The organism is Sphingopyxis sp., assembly GCF_035686825.1.
Taxonomy (GTDB): Bacteria; Pseudomonadota; Alphaproteobacteria; order Sphingomonadales; family Sphingomonadaceae; genus Sphingopyxis.
Genome location: NZ_DASRYZ010000007.1, coordinates 591,737 through 611,392, shown reverse-complemented (window position 1 = coordinate 611,392; position 19,656 = coordinate 591,737). Strand labels below are relative to the sequence as shown.

Here is a 19,656-nt window from a genome sequence, read left to right as displayed (position 1 = left end):
CGTTGCCGCTTGCGTAAGCGGAAATTGGACCCCGTTGTCAATCGAAGCCGACCCAGCCACCGCTGAACGACCCATAGCCTTCAAGCGCGCGAGCATAGAGCTTTTCATAAGCGCCGACCATCGTTGATTCGTCGAACCGTTCCGCGGCGATCCGCCGGTTGGCGGCGCCGACCTCGGCCCGCAGCGCCGCATTCCCGCTCATTTGCGCCAGGGCGCGACGAAAGCCGGCCTCATCGGAAGCGATGAAGGATCGGTTCGCGTCCGCGACCATCGCCGCGACATCGCCGACCGCCGGACTGATCACGGGCAGCCCCGCCGCCATCGCCTCGATCACTGCGATCGGCGCCTGTTCGCTGAGCGACGAGAGCGCGAGCAGATCGAAATGGCCGATCCAGCGCGCGGGCTCGGCCATGAAACCGGGCATGATCAGCCGGTCCGCCATGCCGCACGCCGCCGCCTCGGCCGCGATCGCCGCGCGCTCAGGCCCCTCGCCGACGATCACCAGACGCACGTTCGCCGGCAGCGTCGCCACAGCGCGCACGAGGCGCGGCAGGTCCTTGACCTTGCGCAGCCCCGCGACAGTACCGATCACGACCTCGCCGTCGCGCCGCTCGAAGCCCGGGATCGGCAGCGATGGTCCATCGGCGTAGGCCGCGACGTCGATGCCGTTGCGGATCAGATGGGTGCGCGCCCCCGCCTTCCACTCTTCGGCCGCGATCCGTTGCAGCAAGGTCGACGGAACGACGACCGATTGGGCGGTGCGCAGCGCCACGCGGCGGAACAGATTGCGTTTCCAGTTGCGCCGGACGCTTTCATCCTCGTTGAACCCGTCCTCGTGATGGATCAGTTCGGGCATGCTGTGCCACAGGCGCGATACATGGACCCGGCGCGCCATCACCCCGTCCATCGCACCCCAATTATAGCTCAGCACCAGCTCGAACCGGGTCATATAGTCCGCGAGATCGCGGTAGCGCGCGAGCGACGGTTTCCCGTGCAGCGGCGGCGCATCCTTTGGAAAATGGGCGACAATCCCCGGATCGATCGCGTCGCGCGCGCCGAGCGCGTCGGGCATCGCCGACAGGATCGTATGATGTGCGCGGTCACCCATCAGGTTCATCAGCCGGACCGCGCGCGCCTCCTTGCCGCCGAGCGAAAAGCTCGAATGAAGGTGCAGGATACGGATCGGCCAGGGCGTCTCGGGCTCGTCGGCGCTCACGCTTGCGGAAGCTCCGTGGCCCAGGCGTCGATCGCCGCACGCGCCTCGGGCTCGTCCATCGTCGGCGCATGGCCGACCCCCGGAACCTCGACCAGCCGCGCCCCCGGCAGTTCGTCCGCCATCTTCGCGCCCGCCGGCCGCGCCAATATGTCCGACAGTTCGCCGCGCAGGATCAGGAGCGGAATGCCCGCGAGCGCGCGATAGGCCGGCCACAGGTCGACACCCGCATCGCCGCCGTTCGGAACCCGCAGCGGCGCCGCGATCTGTTTGTCGTAATCGGTGACGATGCGCCCCTCGGGGGTCAGCTTGTGCGTGCGCTTGGTCAGCCGCAGCCAGTCGCGGATATCATAGGTGGGATAGACCGCACCGTTGAGTTCGGCAAAGGCGCGCGCCGCGTGAATCCAAGTCGGCTGGCTGCCGCCCGCGCCGATATAGTCGCGGATCCGCTCGAGCCCCGCGGTTTCGAGTTCGGGGCCGACATCGTTGAGCACCGCGCCGACGATCCGGCCGGGCAGCGTCGCCGCCATCAGCATCGCGACGAGCCCGCCAAGCGAAGTGCCGATCGTCGCGAAACGATCGATCTTCATCTCGTCGAGCAGCGCGACGACATCCTGCACATAGGTCAGCGGGACATAGGTCATCGGGTCCTTGGCATAGGCGCTGTCGCCGCGCCCGCGGAATTCGATGACGATCACCTTGCGATATTGCGCTACATGCGGCGCCAGCGCCTCGAAGTCGCGGGCGTTGCGGGCCAAGCCGGGCATGCACAGAACCGGCGGCAGATCCTCGCTGCCTTCGGGTCCGGCATAGACGCGCGCGTGCAGCCGGACGCCGTCGGGCGACCACCAATATTGGTCCGACCAGTCGCGGCGCCCATCCTGTTTTGCATCCTGCTGGGCCAATATGGCTCTTCCCCTTGTTCGCCTCGGCATTGTCTCGTGCATCCCGTGTCCGGGACTCGGCCCCGTCTACCACGCCGTGCGGCGCAAGCAATGCGCGGCGCCGGTGCCGCACAGGTTGCCGCAGCCCGCTTTCGCCGATAAGACGCGGGCGACCATGAGCGAGTCCTTGATTTCCTTCGAACCCGCAACCGGCGAAGAGCTCTGGCGCGGGCCGGTCAGCAACGTTGATGCCGAAGTCGAAATCGCGCGCCGCGCCTGGCCCGAATGGGCATCCAAACCCGTCACCTTTCGCACCGAAACGCTGCGCCGCTTCGTCGACCGGGTAAAGGCCGAGGGCGAGGCGCTCGCCGACCTGATCGCGCGCGAAACCGGAAAACCGCTGTGGGAAGCGCGCACCGAGGTCGAATCGGTTGCGAACAAGGTCGATATTTCGGTCAAAGCCTATGCCGAACGCACGCCGAACCGCCGTATCGAGGGCGCAATGGGTCTGCGCAATGCAGTGCGCCACAAACCGCACGGCGCGGTCGCGGTGCTCGGCCCCTATAATTTCCCGGCACACCTGCCGAACGGCCATATCGTCCCCGCGCTGATCGCGGGCAATTCGGTGGTCTTCAAACCATCCGAAAAGACCCCGGCGGTCGGCGCGAAGCTCGTCGAGCTCTTTCACAGCGCGGGTGTGCCGCAGGAAGTGCTACGCCTCGTCATCGGCGGCCCCGATACAGGCAGGGCGCTCGCGGGCCATGAGAGCATCGACGGGCTGCTCTTCACCGGCTCGGCGCGCACCGGGCTCGCCCTCAACCGCCAGTTCGCGGGCCAGCCGGGCAAGATGCTCGCGCTCGAAATGGGCGGCAACAACCCGATCGTCGTGTGGGACACCGCCGACATCCGCACCGCGGCGATCCTTGTCGTCCAGTCGGCTTTCCTGAGCGCCGGGCAGCGGTGCAGCAACGCGCGGCGGCTGATCGTGAAGGACGGTCTCGCCGACGCGCTGATCGACGAAGTGTGTAGCCTCGCGAACCGGCTGATCGTCGATCACCCGCACGCCGACCCCGCCCCCTATATGGGACCCGTGATCGACAATGAGGCGGCCGACGGCCTCACCGAAAGCTTTCTGGTCCTGATGTCGAACGGCGGGCAGGTGATCCGCCACATGACGCGCCCGGTCGCGGGCCGCCCGTTCCTGACCCCCGGGATTATCGACGTGACCGCGATGCCCGAGCGCCCCGATATCGAACTGTTCGGTCCGCTGCTCCAGGTCGTCCGCGTCGACAGCTTCGAGGCCGCGATCGCCGAGGCGAACAACACCGCATTCGGCCTGTCGGCGTCGCTGATCGGCGGCACGCCGCAACTTTACGACCAGTTCTGGGCCAACGCCCGCGCCGGGGTGATCAACTGGAATCGCCCGACCAACGGCGCCTCGTCGGCGGCGCCCTTCGGCGGCATCGGCCTGTCGGGCAATCACCGGCCAAGCGCCTTTTATGCCGCCGACTATTGCGCCTATCCGGTCGCCAGCTCGGAAAGCGATGCGATGCGCGCCTCGATCGGCGTGGGCTTGCGCGATCCCGAGGGATCGCAGTTGGTGACGAAGAAATATCTGTAACCCCATTTTCGTCATGCCGGACTTGATCCGGCATCCATTCCGGCGACGAAGTCATGGACCCCGGATCAAGTCCGGGGTGACGAGGGTGGTGGAGCGGCAATTTTACCTTCACCACCGTCAATAAAGCCTGCTTTGCGCTTTCCGGGCGCGCGAACCATGTTCGCAAGCATGGAAAAGTCTCCCTCTCCGTCGGGCAAGCTCTGGCTCGTCGGCGCCGGTCCCGGCGATCCCGACCTCTTGACGCTGCGCGCCGCGCGGCTGCTCGAAAGCGCCGACCTCGTCGTGCATGACGGGCTCGTCGGCGAAGGCGTGCTCGCGCTGATCCCTGCGCATATCGAGCGGATCAGCGTTGCGAAGCAGCGCAGCCGCCACACGATGAAGCAGGAACTGATCAACGAACTGCTGGTGCGCGAGACGCTCGCCGGCAAGCAAGTCGTGCGGCTGAAAGGCGGCGACCCCTTTATCTTCGGGCGTGGCGGCGAGGAACTCGATGCGGCGCGCGAAGCCGGCATCGCCTGCGAGGTCGTTCCCGGCATCACCGCCGCCGCGGGCTGTGCCGCGCAGGCCGGCCTTCCCCTCACCCACCGCGAGGATGCGAGCGCGGTCAGCTTCGTCGCCGGCCAGTGCAAGGATCTGACCGATCAGGACTGGTCGGGGCTCGCGGGCCATGGCCGCACGCTCGTCATCTATATGGGCCTCGCGACCGCGCACGCGATCACCGACAAGCTGATCGCGGATGGGGTGTCGCCGGGCCTGCCCGTCGCGGTCGTCGAGCGCGGCACGACCAAGGATGCCCGCGTCCTCCGCACGCTGCTCACCGATCTCGGCGACCTCGTCGCGCGCGAAAAGGTCGCGAGCCCGGCGCTGATCATCGTCGGCAAGGTCGCGGCGCGCGCCGACGCGCTCGACTGCCTCGGCGCGCCCGGCGTCGCCAATAATCTGAAGGATATTGCATGCGAATCTTGACCGGCAACGACCTGAAATCGGGAGCTGTCATCTGGTGGGCCGGGCGCGAGTGGTCGCTCCATGTCGAGGATGCCGTCGACGTCGGCGAACATGGCGAGGCGGTGCTGGCCGCCGAGGACGGCGCGCGGCGGGTCAACGGCGGCTATATCGTCGATGCCGAGGCGACCCCCGACGGTCCGCGTCCCGCGCATATCAAGGACCGCATCCGCGCGCTCGGCCCCACCGTGCGCCCCGACCTCACATTGAAACCCGCCGATCCGACGGCCGGCGACTGGGTGATCTGACATGTACCAATATGACAAGTACGACCAGGGCATGGTCGATGCGCGCGTCGAGGAATTCCGCGACCAGGTGCGCCGCCGCATCGCGGGCGACATCAACGACGACCAGTTCAAGCCGCTGCGGCTGAAGAACGGCCTCTATCTCCAACTTCACGCCTATATGCTGCGCGTCGCCATCCCCTATGGCACGTTCAATTCGCTACAGATGCGCAAGCTCGCCGACATCGCGCGCAAATATGACCGCGGTTACGGCCATTTCACCACGCGTCAGAATATCCAGTATAACTGGATCAAGCTGGAAGAAGCGCCCGACATCCTCGCCGAGCTGGCGACGGTCGAAATGCACGCGATCCAGACCAGCGGCGAAAGCATCCGCAACATTTCGGCCGACCAATATGCCGGCGCCGCCGCCGACGAGATCTGCGACGCGCGCCCTTGGGCCGAGCTGATCCGCCAGGCGACGACCTTCCACCCCGAATTCAGCTATTTGCCGCGCAAGTTCAAGATCGCGGTGATTTCGGCTGCCGAGGATCGCGCCGCGCTGCGCTGGCATGACTGCGCGCTCCGTATCGTCCGCAACGCGGCGGGCGAGGAAGGCTTTGAAGTCTATGCCGGCGGCGGCATGGGGCGCACACCGTTCATCGCGTACAAGATCCGCGACTTCCTGCCGGCGCAGCAAATCTTCTCCTATTTGCAGGCGATCCTGCGCGTGTGGAACCTCCACGCGCGGCGCGACAATATCCACAAGCAGCGGATGAAGATCCTCGTCCACGAACTCGGCGAAGAGGAATTCCGCCGCCAGGTCGAGGAGGAGTTTCAGACCTTTCTCGCGCTCGGCACCGATTTCCCGCAGGCGGAATATGACCGCATCGCGGAATATTTCACGCCGCCGCCGTTCGAGACCGGTCTCTCGGACGAAATCGACCGCAGCGACCCCGACTTCGCCTTGTGGGTCGACCGCCAGGTCGTCGAACACAAGGCGCCCGGCTATGCGATCGCCAATATCAGCCTGAAACCCATCGGCGGCATCCCCGGCGACATTTCGGCCGAGCAGATGGACCTCGTCGCCGACCTCGCCGAACGCTACAGCTTCGACGAGATTCGCGCGACGCACGCGCAGAACCTCGTGCTGCCGCACGTCCGCAAGGCCGATCTCTATGCGGTTTGGCAGGCGCTCGACGCCGCGGGCCTTGCGAACGTCAATCTCGACCTCGTCACCGACATCATCGCCTGCCCCGGGCTCGATTATTGCACCCTCGCCAACGCGCGCTCGATCCCGCTGGCGCAGAAGATTTCGGAGCGTTTCGCCAACATGGAACGCCAGCTCGACATCGGCGAGCTCAAGATCAAAATCTCGGGCTGCATCAACGCTTGCGGTCATCATCACGCCGGCCAGATCGGCATCCTCGGCGTCGACCGCAAAGGCACCGAAAATTATCAGCTGCTGCTCGGCGGTTCGGGTGCCGAAGACACGTCGCAGGCCAAGATCACCGGCCCCGGCTTCGACGAAGCCGGGATCGTCGATGCGGTCGAGCGCACCGTCGAACGCTATCGCGAACTGCGCGAGCCCGGCGAACGTTTCCTCGACACCTATCGCCGCGTCGGCCTCGACCCTTTCAAGGAGGCCATCTATGGCTAATTTCCGTTACCGCGACGACCAGCCGCACGAAGAGCCGGCGGTCACGCTTGACGCTTTCCTCGAACAGACCGACGCGACCGCGGTGCGGCTCGAGGCGGGCGAGGATGCGCGGCGGCTGATTCCCTTTCTGGGCCGGCTGCAGCTCATCGAAATCTCCTTCCCGCGCTTTCGCGACGGGCGCGGCTTTTCGAGCGCGCGCATCCTGCGCGAGGCTGGATATGAGGGGGAATTGCGCGCCGAGGGCGATGTGCTCATCGACCTCCTCTTCTTCATGCGGCGCTGCGGCTTCGACAGTTTCTCGTCGCAGCATTCGCTCAACCCCGCCGACGTCGAGGCGGCGCTAAACCGCTATTCGCATGTCTATCAGGATGCGACCGACGAGGCGGTGCCGATCTGGAAGCTGAGGCATGGCTGACGTGAAGGCCGAACCCCGCACCCGCGACCGGATCGACGTGGCGCCGCGCTTCACGCAGGCAGACGTCATCCGCCTCAACAACCTGTTCCGCGGTCAGGACGCCGCCGAAGTCGTCGCGAGCGTGATCGGCGCCGGGCTGCTCGGCGAAAGTGCGATCGTATCGAGCTTCGGCGCCGAGAGCGCGGTGCTGCTGCACCTCGTGGCCCAAGCCGCGCCCGACATGCCCGTGCTGTTCCTCGACACCGGCAAGCATTTCCCCGAAACCTTGGCGTATCGCGACACCCTCGCGGCGAAGCTGAAGCTCAACATCGTCAACCTGACCCCCGACGCCGAGGAACTGGCGGCGAAAGATGCGACCGAACTGCGCTGGTCCTACGACCCCGACGGCTGCTGCGAGATCCGCAAGGTCAAGCCGCTCGAAAAGACGCTGACCGATTTCGACACCTCGATCACCGGGCGCAAGGGTTTCCAGTCGGCGACGCGGCAGGGCCTCGCGCGCTTCGAGCTCGACGGCACCACCGGCCGGCTGAAATTCAATCCGCTCGCCAACTGGACGCGCGAGATGCTCGACGATTATTTCGCGACGCATGAGCTGCCACGCCACCCCCTCGAAGCCGAGGGCTATCCGTCGATCGGCTGCTCGCCCTGCACGTCGAAGGTCAAGCCGGGCGAAGACCCGCGCTCGGGCCGCTGGCGCGGCTGGGACAAGACCGAATGCGGCATCCACAGCGAAGTGACGCCGTTGGACGACGACCCGGCGAACGACCCGGCGTTCTGACATTCAGAGGCTGTGCCCCTGCCTTCGCAGGGGCACAGCTGATTACTCATAATCCTCATACGCCATGCTGTCGTCGGCGAGGTCGCTGAACTTGGTCGTCTTCGCCTCGAAGTGCAGGCGAACCTTGCCGGTCGAGCCGTGACGCGATTTGGCGACGATGACTTCGGCAAGGCCGAAGACGCGCTCCATTTCGGCGGCCCATTCCTCGTGCTGCGCGTGGATTTTCACATCGTCGCCCTCGACCGGGCGCTTGGGCTCGCGCGCCGCGACATAATAATCCTCGCGGAACACGAAGAGCACCATGTCGGCGTCCTGTTCGATCGAGCCCGATTCGCGAAGGTCGGAGAGCTGCGGGCGCTTGTCCTCACGGCTTTCGACCTGACGGCTGAGCTGCGACAGCGCCATCACGGGGACGTTAAGTTCCTTCGCCAAGGTCTTTAATCCACGCGAAATTTCCGAAATTTCCTGCACGCGGTTGTCACCGCTTTTCGACGAGCCCTGCAATAGTTGGAGATAGTCGACGACGATGAAGCCGATGCCGTGGCGCCGCTGCAGCCGCCGCGCGCGGGTGCGCAGGCCCGCGATCGTCAGCCCCGGCGTATCGTCGATGAACAAAGGCAGCGTCTGGAGCGCCTGCGCGGCGCGCGAGAGCTGCTGAAACTGCTCCTTGCTGATCTTGCCCATGCGCAGCGCTTCGCCCGACACCCCCGACTGTTCGGCGAGCACGCGCGTCGCGAGCTGGTCGGCCGACATTTCGAGGCTGAAGAAGGCGACCTTCGCGCCCATATTCTTTTCGGGCGGGATGCCGTCATCCTCGTCGCGGCGGAAGCGCTCGGCCGCATTATAGGCGATGTTGGTCGCGAGCGAGGTCTTGCCCATGCCCGGACGACCTGCGAGGATCATCAAGTCGCTATTGTGCATGCCGCCGATCTTGGCGTTCATGCTCGCGATCCCGGTCGTGATCCCCGACAGATGGCCGCCCGAATTGAGCGCGCGCTCGGCCGCCTGAAGTGCCACGAGGCTCGCCTGGCTGAAATTCTTGACCGACCCCATCTCGGCCTCGCCGCCCGCGACGCGGTAAAGCGCGGTTTCGGCCTCCTCGATCTGCGCCTGCGGGTCGACGCGCTCGCTGGTGTCGAGCGCATTGTCGACGAGCGTGCGCCCGACGCCGGCGAGTTCGCGGAGCAATGCGAGGTCGAAAATCTGCCGCGCGAAGTCGCGCGCGCCGATCAGCCCCGCGCCGCTGCCGGTCAATTGCGCAAGATAGCCGACGCCGCCGACCGCCTTCATCGCCTCGTCGGCCTCGAAATAGGGCTTCAGCGTCACCGGCGTCGCGATGCTGTTGCGCTCGATCAGCGCCATCGTCTGCTGAAAGATGCGGCCGTGGAGCGGCTCGAAGAAGTGGTCGGGGGTCAGCGCCACCGGCAGATCCTCGACGACTCGGTTGTCGATCAGGATCGCGCCGAGAAATGCGGCCTCGGCCTCGATATTGCGGGGTAATTGGCGTTCATCCCCGGGGTTGGCCGGGGTCGGAATCAGGGCTAGTTCAGGCATGGCGACCTTCATGCGATGCCGCTTCAGGCGGCGCAACAGGCGATGCCGCACAGGTTATCATAACTGTGGGTTGCTGTGAATAAGTCCACCCCCTTGCCCTTCGCCGCAGCCCAAGTAGAAGCACGGACAGCATGAGCCACGCAGACCCCTCCCGACAGCGGATCATTTCGGTCGAGCTCGACGAAGGGTCGATCGTCTGGCGCAATCCCGACGTCGAGCAGGAACGCCGCGTCGCGATCTTCGACCTGATCGAGGATAACAAGTTCGTACCGCAGCGCGGCCACCCCGACGGCTATGCCGGCCCCTACCGCTTGATGCTGCGTGTCGAAGATGGCCGGTTGATCTTTGAAATCGCGCGCGAAGATGGCTCGCCATTGGAAGCGATCATCCTCGGCCTCGGGCGCTTTCGCCGCCCGATCCGCGACTATTTCGCGATCTGCGACAGCTATTATCAGGCGATCAAGACCTCGACCGCGCAGCAGATCGAGACCGTCGACATGGCGCGCCGCGCGCTGCACAATGAAGCGGCCGAGATGCTGATGGACCGGCTCGACGGCAAGATCGCGGTCGATTTCGACACCGCACGGCGATTATTCACACTGATCTGCGTGTTGCACATCAAGGGCTGACGATGAAGGCGGGGGTAATCAGGGGCGGAAAGGCGGCGCAGGCCGCGGCGGCGTGGCGCGCGAGGATCGCGCGTCTGCTGCGCCGGATCGGTGCCGCCATCGTGCTGCTGCTCCTCGCCGCGGGCCTCGCGCTCTGGTGGGCGGCGCGCTGGACGCCCGATCGCGCCATCTATCCGACGCAGGGCGTGACGATCGACGCCGGCAACGGCGACGTCCATTGGGGCTCGATCAAGGCCGCGGGCGCCGAGTTCGCCTATATCATGGCGACCGACGGGTTGGGCGGGATCGACGCGAAATTCGCCCGCAACATGGCCGAAGCGCGCGAGGCGGGGGTGCAGGCGGGCGCGATCCACCGCTACAGCCTCTGCCAGCTCGCGACCGACCAGGCCGCAAATTTCATCCGCCATGTGCCGCGCCGCGCCGATATGCTGCCCGCCGTGGTGTGGCTCGATTACGACGACCGCTGCCCCGACCGGCCGACACGCGCGCTGCTGCTGTCCGAACTCGCGACATTTCTCGCCCAGATCGAGGCGCATATGGGCAAGCAGAGCCTGATCGCGCCCGGCCCGGCGTTCGAAAGCGATTACAGGGTGACGCAGGGGATCGCGCGCACGACCTGGCTGCGCCGCGATTTCTTCGAACCAGATTATGGCGCGCATCCCTGGGCGATGTGGCAGGCGAACGACTATGTCCGGCTGTCGGGCGCCAAGGGCACTGTCGGCTGGAACGTGCTGCGCCCGCGAGGAGAGATGCGATGACCGAGACCCGCCCCGACACTCGCGACGCGCTGATCGATGCCGCGCGCGACGCCGCGAGCCGCGCCTACGCCCCCTATTCGGGTTTTCACGTCGGTGCGGCGCTGCTGCTCAAGAATGGCGATGTGGTGACGGGCGCCAATGTCGAGAATGCCAGCTACGGCCTCACCCTCTGTGCCGAAACCGCGGCGGTCGCAAAGATCGCTAACGAAGGCTGGATCGGCGAGCTTGCCGAAGTCGCGATCGTCGGCGGACGCCCCGACGGCGATGCGCTGAGTGGCAGCGATCCGGTCAATCCGTGCGGCCGCTGCCGCCAGATTCTCAACGAGGCGGCCGAACGGTCGAAGACCGACATTCTCGTCCATTGCGCCTCGGGCGACGGCAAGGCGGTGAAGAGCTACAGGCTTAGCGAACTGCTGCCCGCGGCTTTCGGGCCGAAGGACCTCGGCCTCATCGACTGACCGCTTGCGCAACGCGCGCAGCCCCTACAAGAGACACGCATGGCCATTCTTTCCGATCGCTGGATTCGCGAAGCCGCCCGAACGCAGGGCATGATCGAACCGTTCGTCGAGGCGCAGCGCCGCGACGGCTGCATCAGCTACGGCCTCTCCTCCTACGGCTATGACGCGCGCGTCGCGCCCGAATTCAAGATTTTCACCAACATCGATTCGACCACGGTCGACCCCAAGGAATTCGACCCCAAGAATTTCGTCGACCGCGAAACCGACGTCTGCATCATCCCGCCGAACAGTTTTGCGCTCGCCCGCACGGTCGAATATTTCCGCATCCCGCGCGACATACTCGTCATCTGTCTGGGCAAGTCGACCTACGCGCGCTGCGGCATCATCGTGAACGTCACCCCGCTCGAACCCGGCTGGGAAGGGCATGTGACGCTAGAATTTTCGAACACCACCCCCCTGCCCGCCAAAATCTACGCGAACGAGGGCGCGTGCCAGTTCCTGTTCCTGCAGGGCAACGAGCCGTGCGAGACGAGCTATGCCGACCGCGCGGGCAAATATATGGGGCAGAAGGGCGTGACGCTGCCCAAGCTTTGATACAGCTATTTCGCTATCGCGCTTGTTCTCGCGGCGAAAATTGATAACGTTCCCATAAATAAAATGGGGATGAGGTCATGAAACTCCGAACGGGCACGCTCGCTCTCGCCGCGCTGCTTTCGTCCACGGCCGCGCACGCCGAGGGCTTTCTGAAGGTCGCGGGGACCGAGATCGTCGACGGATCGGGCAATCCGGTGATCCTGCGCGGCATGGGACTCGGCGGCTGGATGCTGCAGGAAGGCTATATGCTGAAGCTCGGCGAGATAGGACAGCAGCACAGGATTCGCGCCAAGCTCGTCGAACTCGTCGGCGAGGAGCGAACGGCGACTTTCTATCGCGCGTGGCTCGACAATCACACGACCAAAGCCGACATCGACCAGATGGCGAAGTGGGGTTTCAACTCGGTGCGCCTGCCGATCCATTTCGACCAGCTCACCCTGCCCGCCGACAAGGAACCCAAAGCCGGTCAGGATACGTGGCACGAGGAAGGTTTCCGGCGGATCGACCGCCTGCTCGAATGGAGCAAGGCGAACCGCATCTGGCTGATCCTAGACCTCCATGCCGCGCCGGGCGGCCAAGGCAATGATCTCGCGATTTCCGACCGCGATCCGGCGAAACCGTCGCTGTGGCAGAGCGCGGAGAATCAGCGCAAGACCGTCGCGCTGTGGGCCAAGCTCGCGGCGCGCTACAAGGACGAACCGTGGATCGGCGCTTACGACCTGATCAACGAGCCAAACTGGAGCTTTGCGACCCCCGGCAAGGGAAATGGCTGCGACGAGACCGAGAGTGAGGCGGTGTGGGCGCTGCAACAGCGCATCACCAAGGCGATCCGCGACGTCGACCCAAAGCATATCGTGATCATCGAGGGCAATTGCTGGGGCAATAATTACAAGGGCCTGCCGCCCGCGTGGGACGCCAATATGGTGCTGAGCTTCCACAAATATTGGAACCGCAACGACGCGGCGAGCATCGCGGAAATCAAGGCGCTGCGTACCAGCTATAACCGCCCGATCTGGCTCGGCGAGTCGGGCGAGAACAGTAATGGCTGGTATCAGGGCGCGATCGGGCTGGTGGAAGGCGCCGGCATCGGCTGGAATTTCTGGCCGCTCAAAAAGATCGGCTTCAACCAGCCGCTCGAGATCACGCCCGGCGAGGGCTGGATGAAGATCGTCCAATGGATGACGGCCAAGGGCCCGAAGCCGGGCACCGACGAGGCCTTCGCGGCGATGATGCAGCTCGCCGAAAACACCCGCTTCGACAAGAACATCCCCAAGCCCGACGTCATCGACGCGATGTTTCGCCAGCCGCACGACCCGGCCTATCGCGCTTTCAAGGCGCGCACGCTCGGCACAAGCCCCCTCACCATCGCCGCCGCCGATTACGACCTCGGCCCGCCAGGCACCGCCTATCACGACACGGTCGACGCCAATTATCACGTCGCGACCGGCGGCGAGCGGACGCCGTGGAACAATGGCACGACATATCGCAACGACGGCGTCGACATCGCGCGTGAACCCGATGGGACGGCCTCTGTCACCGATTTCGTCACCGGCGAATATATGCGCTACAGCGCTGACATCGCCCGCGCGGGCCGCTGGACCGTCAGCGCACGCGTGCGCTCGGGCAAGGGCGGGCGCATCGGCATCGACGAACGCGGCGTCGCCGTTCCCGCCGGTACCGCGTGGCAGATCGTCAAGCTCGCCGACGTCGAGCTCCCCGCCGGGCCCGGCACCGCAACGCTGCGCGCGTTTGATTGCAGCGACTGCGAGGTCGCCGAGATCGTCTTCACGCCGCGATAGCCGGAACCCAATGCTCCTGTGTGCGTCCTCTTTGCACAAGCGGAGGGGCGTGCAGTGGAGGATGTCTTATGTCCATGATCGCCGTCTTTTTCGGCCGCCTGTTCATCGCGGTGATTTTCATCGTGTCGGGGATCAACAAGCTGATCCATGTCAACGATACCAATGCGATGATATCCGCCGCAGGCCTGCCCGGCGGGCTCGCGATTCCGACCGGCCTTTTCGAACTTGTGGCGGGCGTATGCCTCGCGCTCGGCATCGCGACGCGGCTGTGGTCGATCCTGCTCACGGCGTTCGTGCTACTGACGATCCTCTTCTTCCACCGCGAGTTCACCGACCCGATGCAGGCGACGGCAGCAATGAAGAATCTCGCGATCGCGGGCGGCCTGCTCTGCCTCTTCGGCTATGGCAACACGCGCTGGAGCTATGATGCGCTGCGCCAGCGCCGCCGCGACGAGCTGGCGACGCGGCGCGCGGAGCAGCACGCGACCGACGCCGAACTGCGCGCCGCGCGCGCCGAGGGCCGCGCCGAGGCGGCCGGGGCGCCGGTGGTGGTCGAGAAGCGCCGCCCCTTCTGGCGCCGCTAGACCTTCGCGCTTGGCATCGCGGGCCGTCTGCGCTAGCCTCCACTTAACGTTTACGTAAAGGGAGGGTTTGCCATGGCGTCCCGCGATTTCGACATCGTCGTTTACGGCGCGACCGGCTTTACCGGCCGCCTCGTCGCCGAATATCTCGCGCACCAGTACAAAGGCCGCAAGGACGCGCCCAAATGGGCGATGGCGGGCCGCAGCCTCGACAAGCTGGCCGAGGTTCGCGGCCTTATCGGCGCGAGCCCCGAAACGCCGCTGATCGTCGCCGACGCGAGCGATCCCGCGAGCCTCGACAAGTTGGCGCAGAGCACGAAGGTCGTGCTCACGACCGTCGGTCCCTACCAGCTTTACGGCAGCGAACTCGTCGCCGCCTGCGTCCGCGCGGGCACCGCCTATGCCGATCTTTGCGGCGAACCCGGCTGGATGCGCGAGATGATCGACCAACATGAAGCCGCGGCCAAGGCGTCGGGCGCGCGCATCACCTTCAGCTGCGGGTTCGACTCGATCCCCTTCGACCTCGGCGTATCCTTCCTGCAGGCCGAAGCCGTGAAGCGCCACGGCAAGCCCGCGCCTCGGGTGAAAGGCCGCGTCCGCAAGATGGCGGGCGGCGCCTCGGGCGGAACGATCGCGAGCCTGACCGAAACGTTGAAAGCGATCGCCAAAAAGCCGTCGCTCGCGCTGTTGCTCAAATCCTCCTTCGCGCTGACGCCCGGCTTCGAGGGCCCCTCGCAGCCGACCGGGCTGATCCCCGAATATGACGCGGCAACCGGCACCTGGACCGCGCCCTTCGTGATGGCGCCGATCAACACCAAGAATGTCCACCGCACCAATTTCCTGCTCGGCCACAAATGGGGCGCGGATCTGGTTTACGACGAGATGGTGATGACGACGATCGGCGACGCCGGAAAGGCGATGGCCGAAGCGATGGCGAAGGCGAATCCGTTCGGCGAGTCGACGCTCCAGCCCGGCGAGGGCCCGAGCAAGGAAGAGCGCGAGAAGGGCTTCTATGACATTCTCTTCATCGGCGAATATCCGGACGGCACGACCGTACGCGCGAGCGTTCAGGGCGACCGCGACCCCGGCTATGGCTCGACATCGAAGATGCTCGCGGAAACGGGCATGGCGCTGCTCGAAAACAAGGGTGCGGGCGGCGTGTGGACGCCGGGTGCGCTGCTTGGCGATTCGCTGATCGCGCGGCTGACCGCGAACGCCGGGCTGACCTTTCGACTAGAGGACTAAAAGACTGATGACGACCTCTCCCAGCGCGCTCGACGCGCTGCTCGCAACGCTGCGCACCGAAGACGGGGTGGCGAAGGCGCATATCGACGAAGGATGGATGCAGGGGCGCACCGCCTATGGCGGGATCAGCTCGGCGGTCGCGCTCGCCGGCACGATGGCGCTGCATCCGACCCGGACGCCGCTGCGCTATGCGCAGATCAGCTTCGTCGGCCCCGTCGGCGGCGACTGCACCGTCGAGACGCGCGTGCTGCGCCAGTCGAAATCCTCGCTGTTCATCGACGCCGGCGTGTCGAGCGATCAGGGGTTCGGCACCGCGGCGGTCTTCGCCTTTTCGGGCGATCGCCAAAGCCATCTCGACCACAACCGGCTGGCGATGCCGGGTGCGCCCGATCCCGAAACGCTGGCGCCGGTGCCCGAACATCATGCGCGCCCGGCCTTCACGCGCCATTTCGACATGCGCCCCACGACCGGCCCGCGCTTTGCCTGGAAAAGCGAGGTTGGCGAATATCTGACCTGGGTGCGCTTCGTCGAGGAACCCGCGTGCCATCCCGCGGTCGCGCTGCTCGCGATGGGCGATGCGCTGCCGCCCGCCGCGATGGCGCTGTTCAGCCAGTTCGGCCCGATCAGCTCGATGAACTGGACGGTCAACATGCTCACCGGCGCGCCGAAAACCGACGACGGCTGGTGGCTGATCTCCGCCAAGACCGGTTATGCCCGCCACGGCCTGTCGGTGCAGGACATGATGCTATGGAATCGCGCCGGCGAACCGGTGCTCAGCGGCAGCCAGGCGATCGCGATCTACGCCTGAACGGGCAGCGCGATCACCGCGTCGAGCCCGCCGCCGGGGCGGTTGGACAGGGTCAGCGAGCCGCCCTCGCCCTCCGCGATGTCGCGCGCGATCGACAGGCCCAGCCCCGCGCCGCCGGTGGCGCGATTGCGCGACTGTTCGCCGCGGGCAAAGGGCTCGATCAGCGTCCGGATCTGCTCGTCGGTCAGGCCGGGGCCGTCATCGGATACCGCGATCCGCGCCGTCTCCCCTTCGACGCGCACCGACAGGCGCGCCCGCACGCCATAAGCCACGGCATTGTCGGCCAGATTGCGCAAGGCGCGCTTGAGCAGCATCGGCCGCGCCAGCACGGCGACATCGGCGACGTCGGCGATCGCGACGTCCTGACCACGCTCCTGATAGTCCGCCGCCAGTTCGCCGATCATTTCGCGAAGCGGAATGCGCTCCTGCGCCTCGGTCCCCGCACCCGAGCGCGCCAGCGCCAATATGTCGCTCAGCATCGCGGTCATTTCCTCGATGCTCGCGATCATCTTGCCCTTCAGCGCCTCGTCCTCGATCTGCTCGACACGCACGCGCAGGCTGGCGAGCGGGGTGCGCAGGTCGTGTCCGACGGCGCCGAGCATCCGGTCCTTGTCGGACAGCATCGTCGCGATCCGCGCGCGATAGGCGTTGAAGGCGGCGATGAGGTCGCGCATGTCCGACGGCCCCTCCTCTTTAAGCGGGGGGGCGTCGCGCAGCGCCGGATTGGCGCGCGCCGCGCGCGTCAGGTCGCGCAAGGGCCGCGCGGCGCGCCACGCGATCAGCATGATCGGGACGAGGAGGAGAAGGTAAAGCGACAGCGTCTGCCACAGGAGAAAGCCCTGCAACCGGTCGCCGCCGATCTGGATCCGGCTGCGGGCCGCGACATAGCGGCCATCGATCTTTGCCGACACGACGACGATTCTACTCGGAAAACCGGGCCGGCCGCCGAAATTGGCGCGCTGTGGGCGCGGCCGGACGGGCAAGGCCCAGGCGTCGACCCCCTCGACCCGGACATCGGCCTCGTGCAGCAGGCTCGAGACATAGTCGGCGAGGTCGGGCAGCCGCTTCGCGCCGGCGGGCATCGGGATCGGCGTGTCGGAAATCACCTGCTTGGCACCGCGATCGCCGCGCCTGCGCCGCTCATCGTCGCGGCCCGCCCGAAAATCGCCGCGCCGGTCGCGCTCGACAGCGTCGATGATCCGCGCGACCGCCATCCCGCCGCCATGCGCCAGAAATTGCTGTTTCTGTCCGCGTACGAGCAGCGCGAAGTTGATCGCCTGCGCGACGAACAGCATCACCGCGACGGCAAAGACGAGCTGGCCGACAAGACTTCTCGGCCACAGGCGGAATTTCATGTGGCGGGACCCATGCGCTTGACTTCGCAGGCGAGCGTATAGCCGCCGCCCCACACGGTCTTGACGATCTGCGGATGCGCGGCGTCGATTTCGATCTTCTTGCGCAGCCGGCTGACCAAATTGTCGATCGCGCGGTCGAAGATGTCGGCCTCGCGCCCCCGGACGAGGTCGAGCAGCCGGTCGCGGCTCATGACCTGCCGCGGATGCCGGACCAGCGCGTGCAGCAGGTGATATTCGCCCGACGACAGCGCGACTTCCTCACCCGCTTCGTCGACGAGCACGCGTTCGACCTCGCGCAGCACCCAGGGCCCGAAGGCATAGCTGGTGCCGTTGCTGTCGAGCGCCCGCCCGCCCGCTTGCGTGCGGCGCAGCACGGTGCGGATGCGCGCGACCAGTTCGCGCGGGTTGAAGGGTTTGACGACATAATCGTCGGCGCCGATCTCGAGCCCGATGATGCGTTCGGTGTCCTCGGCGCGTGCGGTCAACAGGATGACGGGAATGCTGCTCGTCTCGCGCAGATGGCGGGTCAGCGACAATCCGTCCTCGCCGGGCATCATGATGTCGCTCACCACGAGATCGACGGTCTGCGCGCGTAGCACCGAGCGCGCCTCGGCGGCGCTGGCCGCGTCAACGACGGTAAAGCCCTGCGCGGCCAGATATTCGGCGAGCGGCTCGCGGATCGACGGTTCGTCGTCGATCAGCAGGATGCGCGGCGTATCGCTATCGGTCATCTCTTTTCCGTCAAATGCTAGTTCGCCCACCGGTCCGCGAGGACCGGTGGGCGATAGCTGGCAGGGACCGGCGGCAAAGGCAATGCCGGGAGGGGGGATGGCCTGTCGTTACCAAAAAGGCCCCTGCCAAATCACCTATTCGCCGGTGGGGGCCGCCGGCGCCGCACCGCGCTTGGCGCGCCATGCGCCGCGCTGCGCCTTGCGTTCCTCAGGCGTTACCTGACCGTCCTTGTTCGCGTCGGCCGCATCGAAGCGGGCGAGCGCCGCGGTCTGGAATTCGGCCTGGCTGATCGCCTTGTCACCGTCGGTGTCGGCCTTACCCATCATCATGCCATGATAGCCGCCGCGCTTACCATGATGGCCGCGCATGGCGTGACGCTTGCCGTGGCCGGCTTCACCCGTGACGGCGCGCTTTTCGCCGCGTTCGGCGCGCTTCGCCGCACGGTCGGCACCATGCTGGTCCCATTCGGCCTTGCTGATGCTGCCATTGCCGTCGGCGTCGAGTTTGGCGAACATCTTCGCCTGCCGCTCGGCACGCTTGGCTGCGCGGTCGGCGGTGTCGAGCTTGCCGTCCTTGTTGGCATCGAGCTTGGCGAACATTTCCGCGGCCCTGGTCTGCACCTCGGCGCGGGTCTGCGTTGCGTTCCGGTCGCCGCCGCCGGGGGCGGCAAGGACGGGCACGGCGATCAAGGCCGCACCCAGCGTCAAAAGCGTGATTTTCCTGTTCATGTAATGAACTCCTTCGAGGGACCTTTGCGGGGAGAGCCGCGTCCCGATGAAGGCGTTTTAGGCGCGATTTGTCCCAGCCCGGTGCCGGATGATCGAAAAATTGTCGCAAAATGTCGCAGAAAGACCGCGCCGTTCATGGAGGTGCAAGCAGAAGGGGCCGGCCGCGCCAAGCGCGGCCGGCCCCTATCTATCGCTCAATTCACAGTTTGTCAGGGACTGACGGGCGAATCCTCGTCATTATCGGCGACGAGGATGATCGCCCCGACGCCGACCAGCAAGCCGACCAAGCCGATGATCCAGCTCGAATTGCCCTCGAGCTCGCTCGCACCGTCGACAGCCGAAGCCGCGCGCGGGGCGCTCGATGCGGCCGACGCCGCTACCGGCGCTGCGACGACCGACAGGGCCGCAAAAGATATCGCCGTTTTCTTCAATATATTCATTTCATTCTCCGTCGCTGGACATGTCCCTACCCCCGAGTAACGAACGGGCGCCCGTCATTGATCCCCTTCCAGAGGCCATTCGTCGCAGAAGTCGGACGGGTCGACCGGCCGCGGCCCGCTCACAACAGCGGAAAGTTTCACAACCGCGTCAGCATGTTGCGGCGGCAACATCGCATCT

Annotated in this window: 21 protein-coding genes; 14 read left to right on the top strand and 7 right to left on the bottom strand. The window is 66.0% G+C overall.

From position 1 onward, the window contains the following. Nucleotides 1–37 precede the first annotated feature (37 nt). Together VFG17_RS20855 and VFG17_RS20850 are read right to left on the bottom strand one after the other, a co-directional pair. Nucleotides 38–1,216 carry a glycosyltransferase family 4 protein gene (locus VFG17_RS20855; RefSeq protein WP_325031282.1) on the bottom strand — a complete coding sequence of 393 codons (1,179 nt, stop codon included), beginning with the start codon at nt 1,214–1,216 and terminating at the stop codon, nt 38–40. Beyond that, nucleotides 1,213–2,148: an alpha/beta hydrolase gene (locus tag VFG17_RS20850; RefSeq protein WP_325031281.1), complete on the bottom strand. Its 936-nt coding sequence runs from the start codon at nt 2,146–2,148 to the stop codon at nt 1,213–1,215. The genes VFG17_RS20855 and VFG17_RS20850 overlap by 4 nt, the downstream gene beginning before the upstream one ends. A 124-nt stretch (nt 2,149–2,272) precedes the next feature. Here VFG17_RS20850 and astD point away from each other — a divergent pair, with 124 nt between their 5' ends. The 6 genes from astD to VFG17_RS20820 all read left to right on the top strand — a co-directional run bounded on the left by astD (nt 2,273) and on the right by VFG17_RS20820 (nt 7,797). Beyond that, the gene (gene astD, locus VFG17_RS20845; RefSeq protein ID WP_325031280.1) at nt 2,273–3,718 is read left to right on the top strand and encodes a succinylglutamate-semialdehyde dehydrogenase; all 1,446 of its coding nucleotides are present in this window, start codon (nt 2,273–2,275) and stop codon (nt 3,716–3,718) included. Nucleotides 3,719–3,886: 168 nt separating this feature from the next. Continuing rightward, nucleotides 3,887–4,684, top strand: a complete 798-nt coding sequence (gene cobA / locus VFG17_RS20840) for a uroporphyrinogen-III C-methyltransferase (RefSeq protein ID WP_325031279.1) — start codon at nt 3,887–3,889, stop codon at nt 4,682–4,684. Continuing rightward, on the top strand, nt 4,672–4,968 hold the full coding sequence (locus tag VFG17_RS20835) for a DUF2849 domain-containing protein (protein ID WP_325031278.1): 297 nt from the start codon (nt 4,672–4,674) through the stop codon (nt 4,966–4,968). Before cobA ends, VFG17_RS20835 begins: the two co-directional genes overlap by 13 nt. A 1-nt stretch (nt 4,969) precedes the next feature. Then, nucleotides 4,970–6,604: a nitrite/sulfite reductase gene (locus VFG17_RS20830; protein WP_325031277.1), complete on the top strand. Its 1,635-nt coding sequence runs from the start codon at nt 4,970–4,972 to the stop codon at nt 6,602–6,604. After that, nucleotides 6,597–7,019 (top strand): DUF934 domain-containing protein, encoded by a 423-nt coding sequence (locus tag VFG17_RS20825; protein ID WP_325031276.1) that lies wholly within the window; start codon nt 6,597–6,599, stop codon nt 7,017–7,019. The genes VFG17_RS20830 and VFG17_RS20825 overlap by 8 nt, the downstream gene beginning before the upstream one ends. Continuing rightward, complete coding sequence (locus tag VFG17_RS20820) at nt 7,012–7,797, top strand: phosphoadenylyl-sulfate reductase (protein WP_325031275.1); 786 nt, start codon at nt 7,012–7,014, stop codon at nt 7,795–7,797. The genes VFG17_RS20825 and VFG17_RS20820 overlap by 8 nt, the downstream gene beginning before the upstream one ends. A 42-nt stretch (nt 7,798–7,839) precedes the next feature. On the opposite strand, the gene VFG17_RS20815 is transcribed toward VFG17_RS20820, so the two are convergent. Beyond that, nucleotides 7,840–9,351, bottom strand: a complete 1,512-nt coding sequence (locus VFG17_RS20815) for a replicative DNA helicase (RefSeq protein WP_325031274.1) — start codon at nt 9,349–9,351, stop codon at nt 7,840–7,842. Between the two features lie 131 nt (nt 9,352–9,482). On the opposite strand from VFG17_RS20815, the gene VFG17_RS20810 reads away from it, so the two are divergent. From VFG17_RS20810 to VFG17_RS20775, 8 genes are all read left to right on the top strand, one after another. Beyond that, on the top strand, nt 9,483–9,980 hold the full coding sequence (locus tag VFG17_RS20810; protein ID WP_313910932.1) for a UPF0262 family protein: 498 nt from the start codon (nt 9,483–9,485) through the stop codon (nt 9,978–9,980). A 2-nt stretch (nt 9,981–9,982) separates the two neighbouring features. Further along, nucleotides 9,983–10,738 (top strand): glycoside hydrolase family 25 protein, encoded by a 756-nt coding sequence (locus VFG17_RS20805; protein WP_325031273.1) that lies wholly within the window; start codon nt 9,983–9,985, stop codon nt 10,736–10,738. After that, nucleotides 10,735–11,196 carry a cytidine deaminase gene (locus VFG17_RS20800; protein WP_325031272.1) on the top strand — a complete coding sequence of 154 codons (462 nt, stop codon included), beginning with the start codon at nt 10,735–10,737 and terminating at the stop codon, nt 11,194–11,196. The genes VFG17_RS20805 and VFG17_RS20800 overlap by 4 nt, the downstream gene beginning before the upstream one ends. A gap of 39 nt (nt 11,197–11,235) precedes the next feature. Then, on the top strand, nt 11,236–11,790 hold the full coding sequence (gene dcd / locus VFG17_RS20795; RefSeq protein ID WP_137894259.1) for a dCTP deaminase: 555 nt from the start codon (nt 11,236–11,238) through the stop codon (nt 11,788–11,790). Nucleotides 11,791–11,867: 77 nt separating this feature from the next. Further along, on the top strand, nt 11,868–13,589 hold the full coding sequence (locus VFG17_RS20790) for a cellulase family glycosylhydrolase (RefSeq protein ID WP_325031271.1): 1,722 nt from the start codon (nt 11,868–11,870) through the stop codon (nt 13,587–13,589). A 68-nt stretch (nt 13,590–13,657) separates the two neighbouring features. Then, entirely contained in the window at nt 13,658–14,173 is a 516-nt protein-coding gene (locus VFG17_RS20785) for a DoxX family protein (protein ID WP_325031270.1), read from the top strand. 72 nt (nt 14,174–14,245) lie between these two features. Beyond that, complete coding sequence (locus VFG17_RS20780) at nt 14,246–15,415, top strand: saccharopine dehydrogenase family protein (protein WP_325031269.1); 1,170 nt, start codon at nt 14,246–14,248, stop codon at nt 15,413–15,415. 7 nt (nt 15,416–15,422) lie between these two features. Next, nucleotides 15,423–16,223, top strand: coding sequence for a thioesterase family protein (locus VFG17_RS20775; RefSeq protein WP_325031268.1), 801 nt, complete (start codon nt 15,423–15,425; stop codon nt 16,221–16,223). Here VFG17_RS20775 and VFG17_RS20770 read toward each other — a convergent pair. From VFG17_RS20770 to VFG17_RS20755, 4 genes are all read right to left on the bottom strand, one after another. Beyond that, complete coding sequence (locus VFG17_RS20770) at nt 16,214–17,578, bottom strand: ATP-binding protein (protein ID WP_325031267.1); 1,365 nt, start codon at nt 17,576–17,578, stop codon at nt 16,214–16,216. The two genes, VFG17_RS20775 and VFG17_RS20770, sit on opposite strands and share 10 nt — an antisense overlap. Beyond that, nucleotides 17,575–18,309, bottom strand: a complete 735-nt coding sequence (locus VFG17_RS20765; RefSeq protein WP_325031266.1) for a response regulator — start codon at nt 18,307–18,309, stop codon at nt 17,575–17,577. Before VFG17_RS20765 ends, VFG17_RS20770 begins: the two co-directional genes overlap by 4 nt. A 135-nt stretch (nt 18,310–18,444) precedes the next feature. Then, nucleotides 18,445–19,038 carry a hypothetical protein gene (locus tag VFG17_RS20760; protein ID WP_325031265.1) on the bottom strand — a complete coding sequence of 198 codons (594 nt, stop codon included), beginning with the start codon at nt 19,036–19,038 and terminating at the stop codon, nt 18,445–18,447. A gap of 209 nt (nt 19,039–19,247) precedes the next feature. Next, nucleotides 19,248–19,478, bottom strand: coding sequence for a hypothetical protein (locus VFG17_RS20755; RefSeq protein WP_325031264.1), 231 nt, complete (start codon nt 19,476–19,478; stop codon nt 19,248–19,250). Between the last annotated feature and the right edge of the window lie 178 nt (nt 19,479–19,656).

Coding starts and splice junctions, on each gene's coding strand:
- VFG17_RS20850 (WP_325031281.1), bottom strand. CDS start 2,148: ATGCCGAGGCGAACAAGGGGAAGAGCCATATTGGCCCAGCAGGATGCA.
- astD (WP_325031280.1), top strand. CDS start 2,273: ATGAGCGAGTCCTTGATTTCCTTCGAACCCGCAACCGGCGAAGAGCTC.
- cobA (WP_325031279.1), top strand. CDS start 3,887: ATGGAAAAGTCTCCCTCTCCGTCGGGCAAGCTCTGGCTCGTCGGCGCC.
- VFG17_RS20835 (WP_325031278.1), top strand. CDS start 4,672: ATGCGAATCTTGACCGGCAACGACCTGAAATCGGGAGCTGTCATCTGG.
- VFG17_RS20830 (WP_325031277.1), top strand. CDS start 4,970: ATGTACCAATATGACAAGTACGACCAGGGCATGGTCGATGCGCGCGTC.
- VFG17_RS20825 (WP_325031276.1), top strand. CDS start 6,597: ATGGCTAATTTCCGTTACCGCGACGACCAGCCGCACGAAGAGCCGGCG.
- VFG17_RS20820 (WP_325031275.1), top strand. CDS start 7,012: ATGGCTGACGTGAAGGCCGAACCCCGCACCCGCGACCGGATCGACGTG.
- VFG17_RS20815 (WP_325031274.1), bottom strand. CDS start 9,351: ATGCCTGAACTAGCCCTGATTCCGACCCCGGCCAACCCCGGGGATGAA.
- VFG17_RS20810 (WP_313910932.1), top strand. CDS start 9,483: ATGAGCCACGCAGACCCCTCCCGACAGCGGATCATTTCGGTCGAGCTC.
- VFG17_RS20805 (WP_325031273.1), top strand. CDS start 9,983: ATGAAGGCGGGGGTAATCAGGGGCGGAAAGGCGGCGCAGGCCGCGGCG.
- VFG17_RS20800 (WP_325031272.1), top strand. CDS start 10,735: ATGACCGAGACCCGCCCCGACACTCGCGACGCGCTGATCGATGCCGCG.
- dcd (WP_137894259.1), top strand. CDS start 11,236: ATGGCCATTCTTTCCGATCGCTGGATTCGCGAAGCCGCCCGAACGCAG.
- VFG17_RS20790 (WP_325031271.1), top strand. CDS start 11,868: ATGAAACTCCGAACGGGCACGCTCGCTCTCGCCGCGCTGCTTTCGTCC.
- VFG17_RS20785 (WP_325031270.1), top strand. CDS start 13,658: ATGTCCATGATCGCCGTCTTTTTCGGCCGCCTGTTCATCGCGGTGATT.
- VFG17_RS20780 (WP_325031269.1), top strand. CDS start 14,246: ATGGCGTCCCGCGATTTCGACATCGTCGTTTACGGCGCGACCGGCTTT.
- VFG17_RS20775 (WP_325031268.1), top strand. CDS start 15,423: ATGACGACCTCTCCCAGCGCGCTCGACGCGCTGCTCGCAACGCTGCGC.
- VFG17_RS20770 (WP_325031267.1), bottom strand. CDS start 17,578: ATGAAATTCCGCCTGTGGCCGAGAAGTCTTGTCGGCCAGCTCGTCTTT.
- VFG17_RS20765 (WP_325031266.1), bottom strand. CDS start 18,309: ATGACCGATAGCGATACGCCGCGCATCCTGCTGATCGACGACGAACCG.
- VFG17_RS20760 (WP_325031265.1), bottom strand. CDS start 19,038: ATGAACAGGAAAATCACGCTTTTGACGCTGGGTGCGGCCTTGATCGCC.
- VFG17_RS20755 (WP_325031264.1), bottom strand. CDS start 19,478: ATGAATATATTGAAGAAAACGGCGATATCTTTTGCGGCCCTGTCGGTC.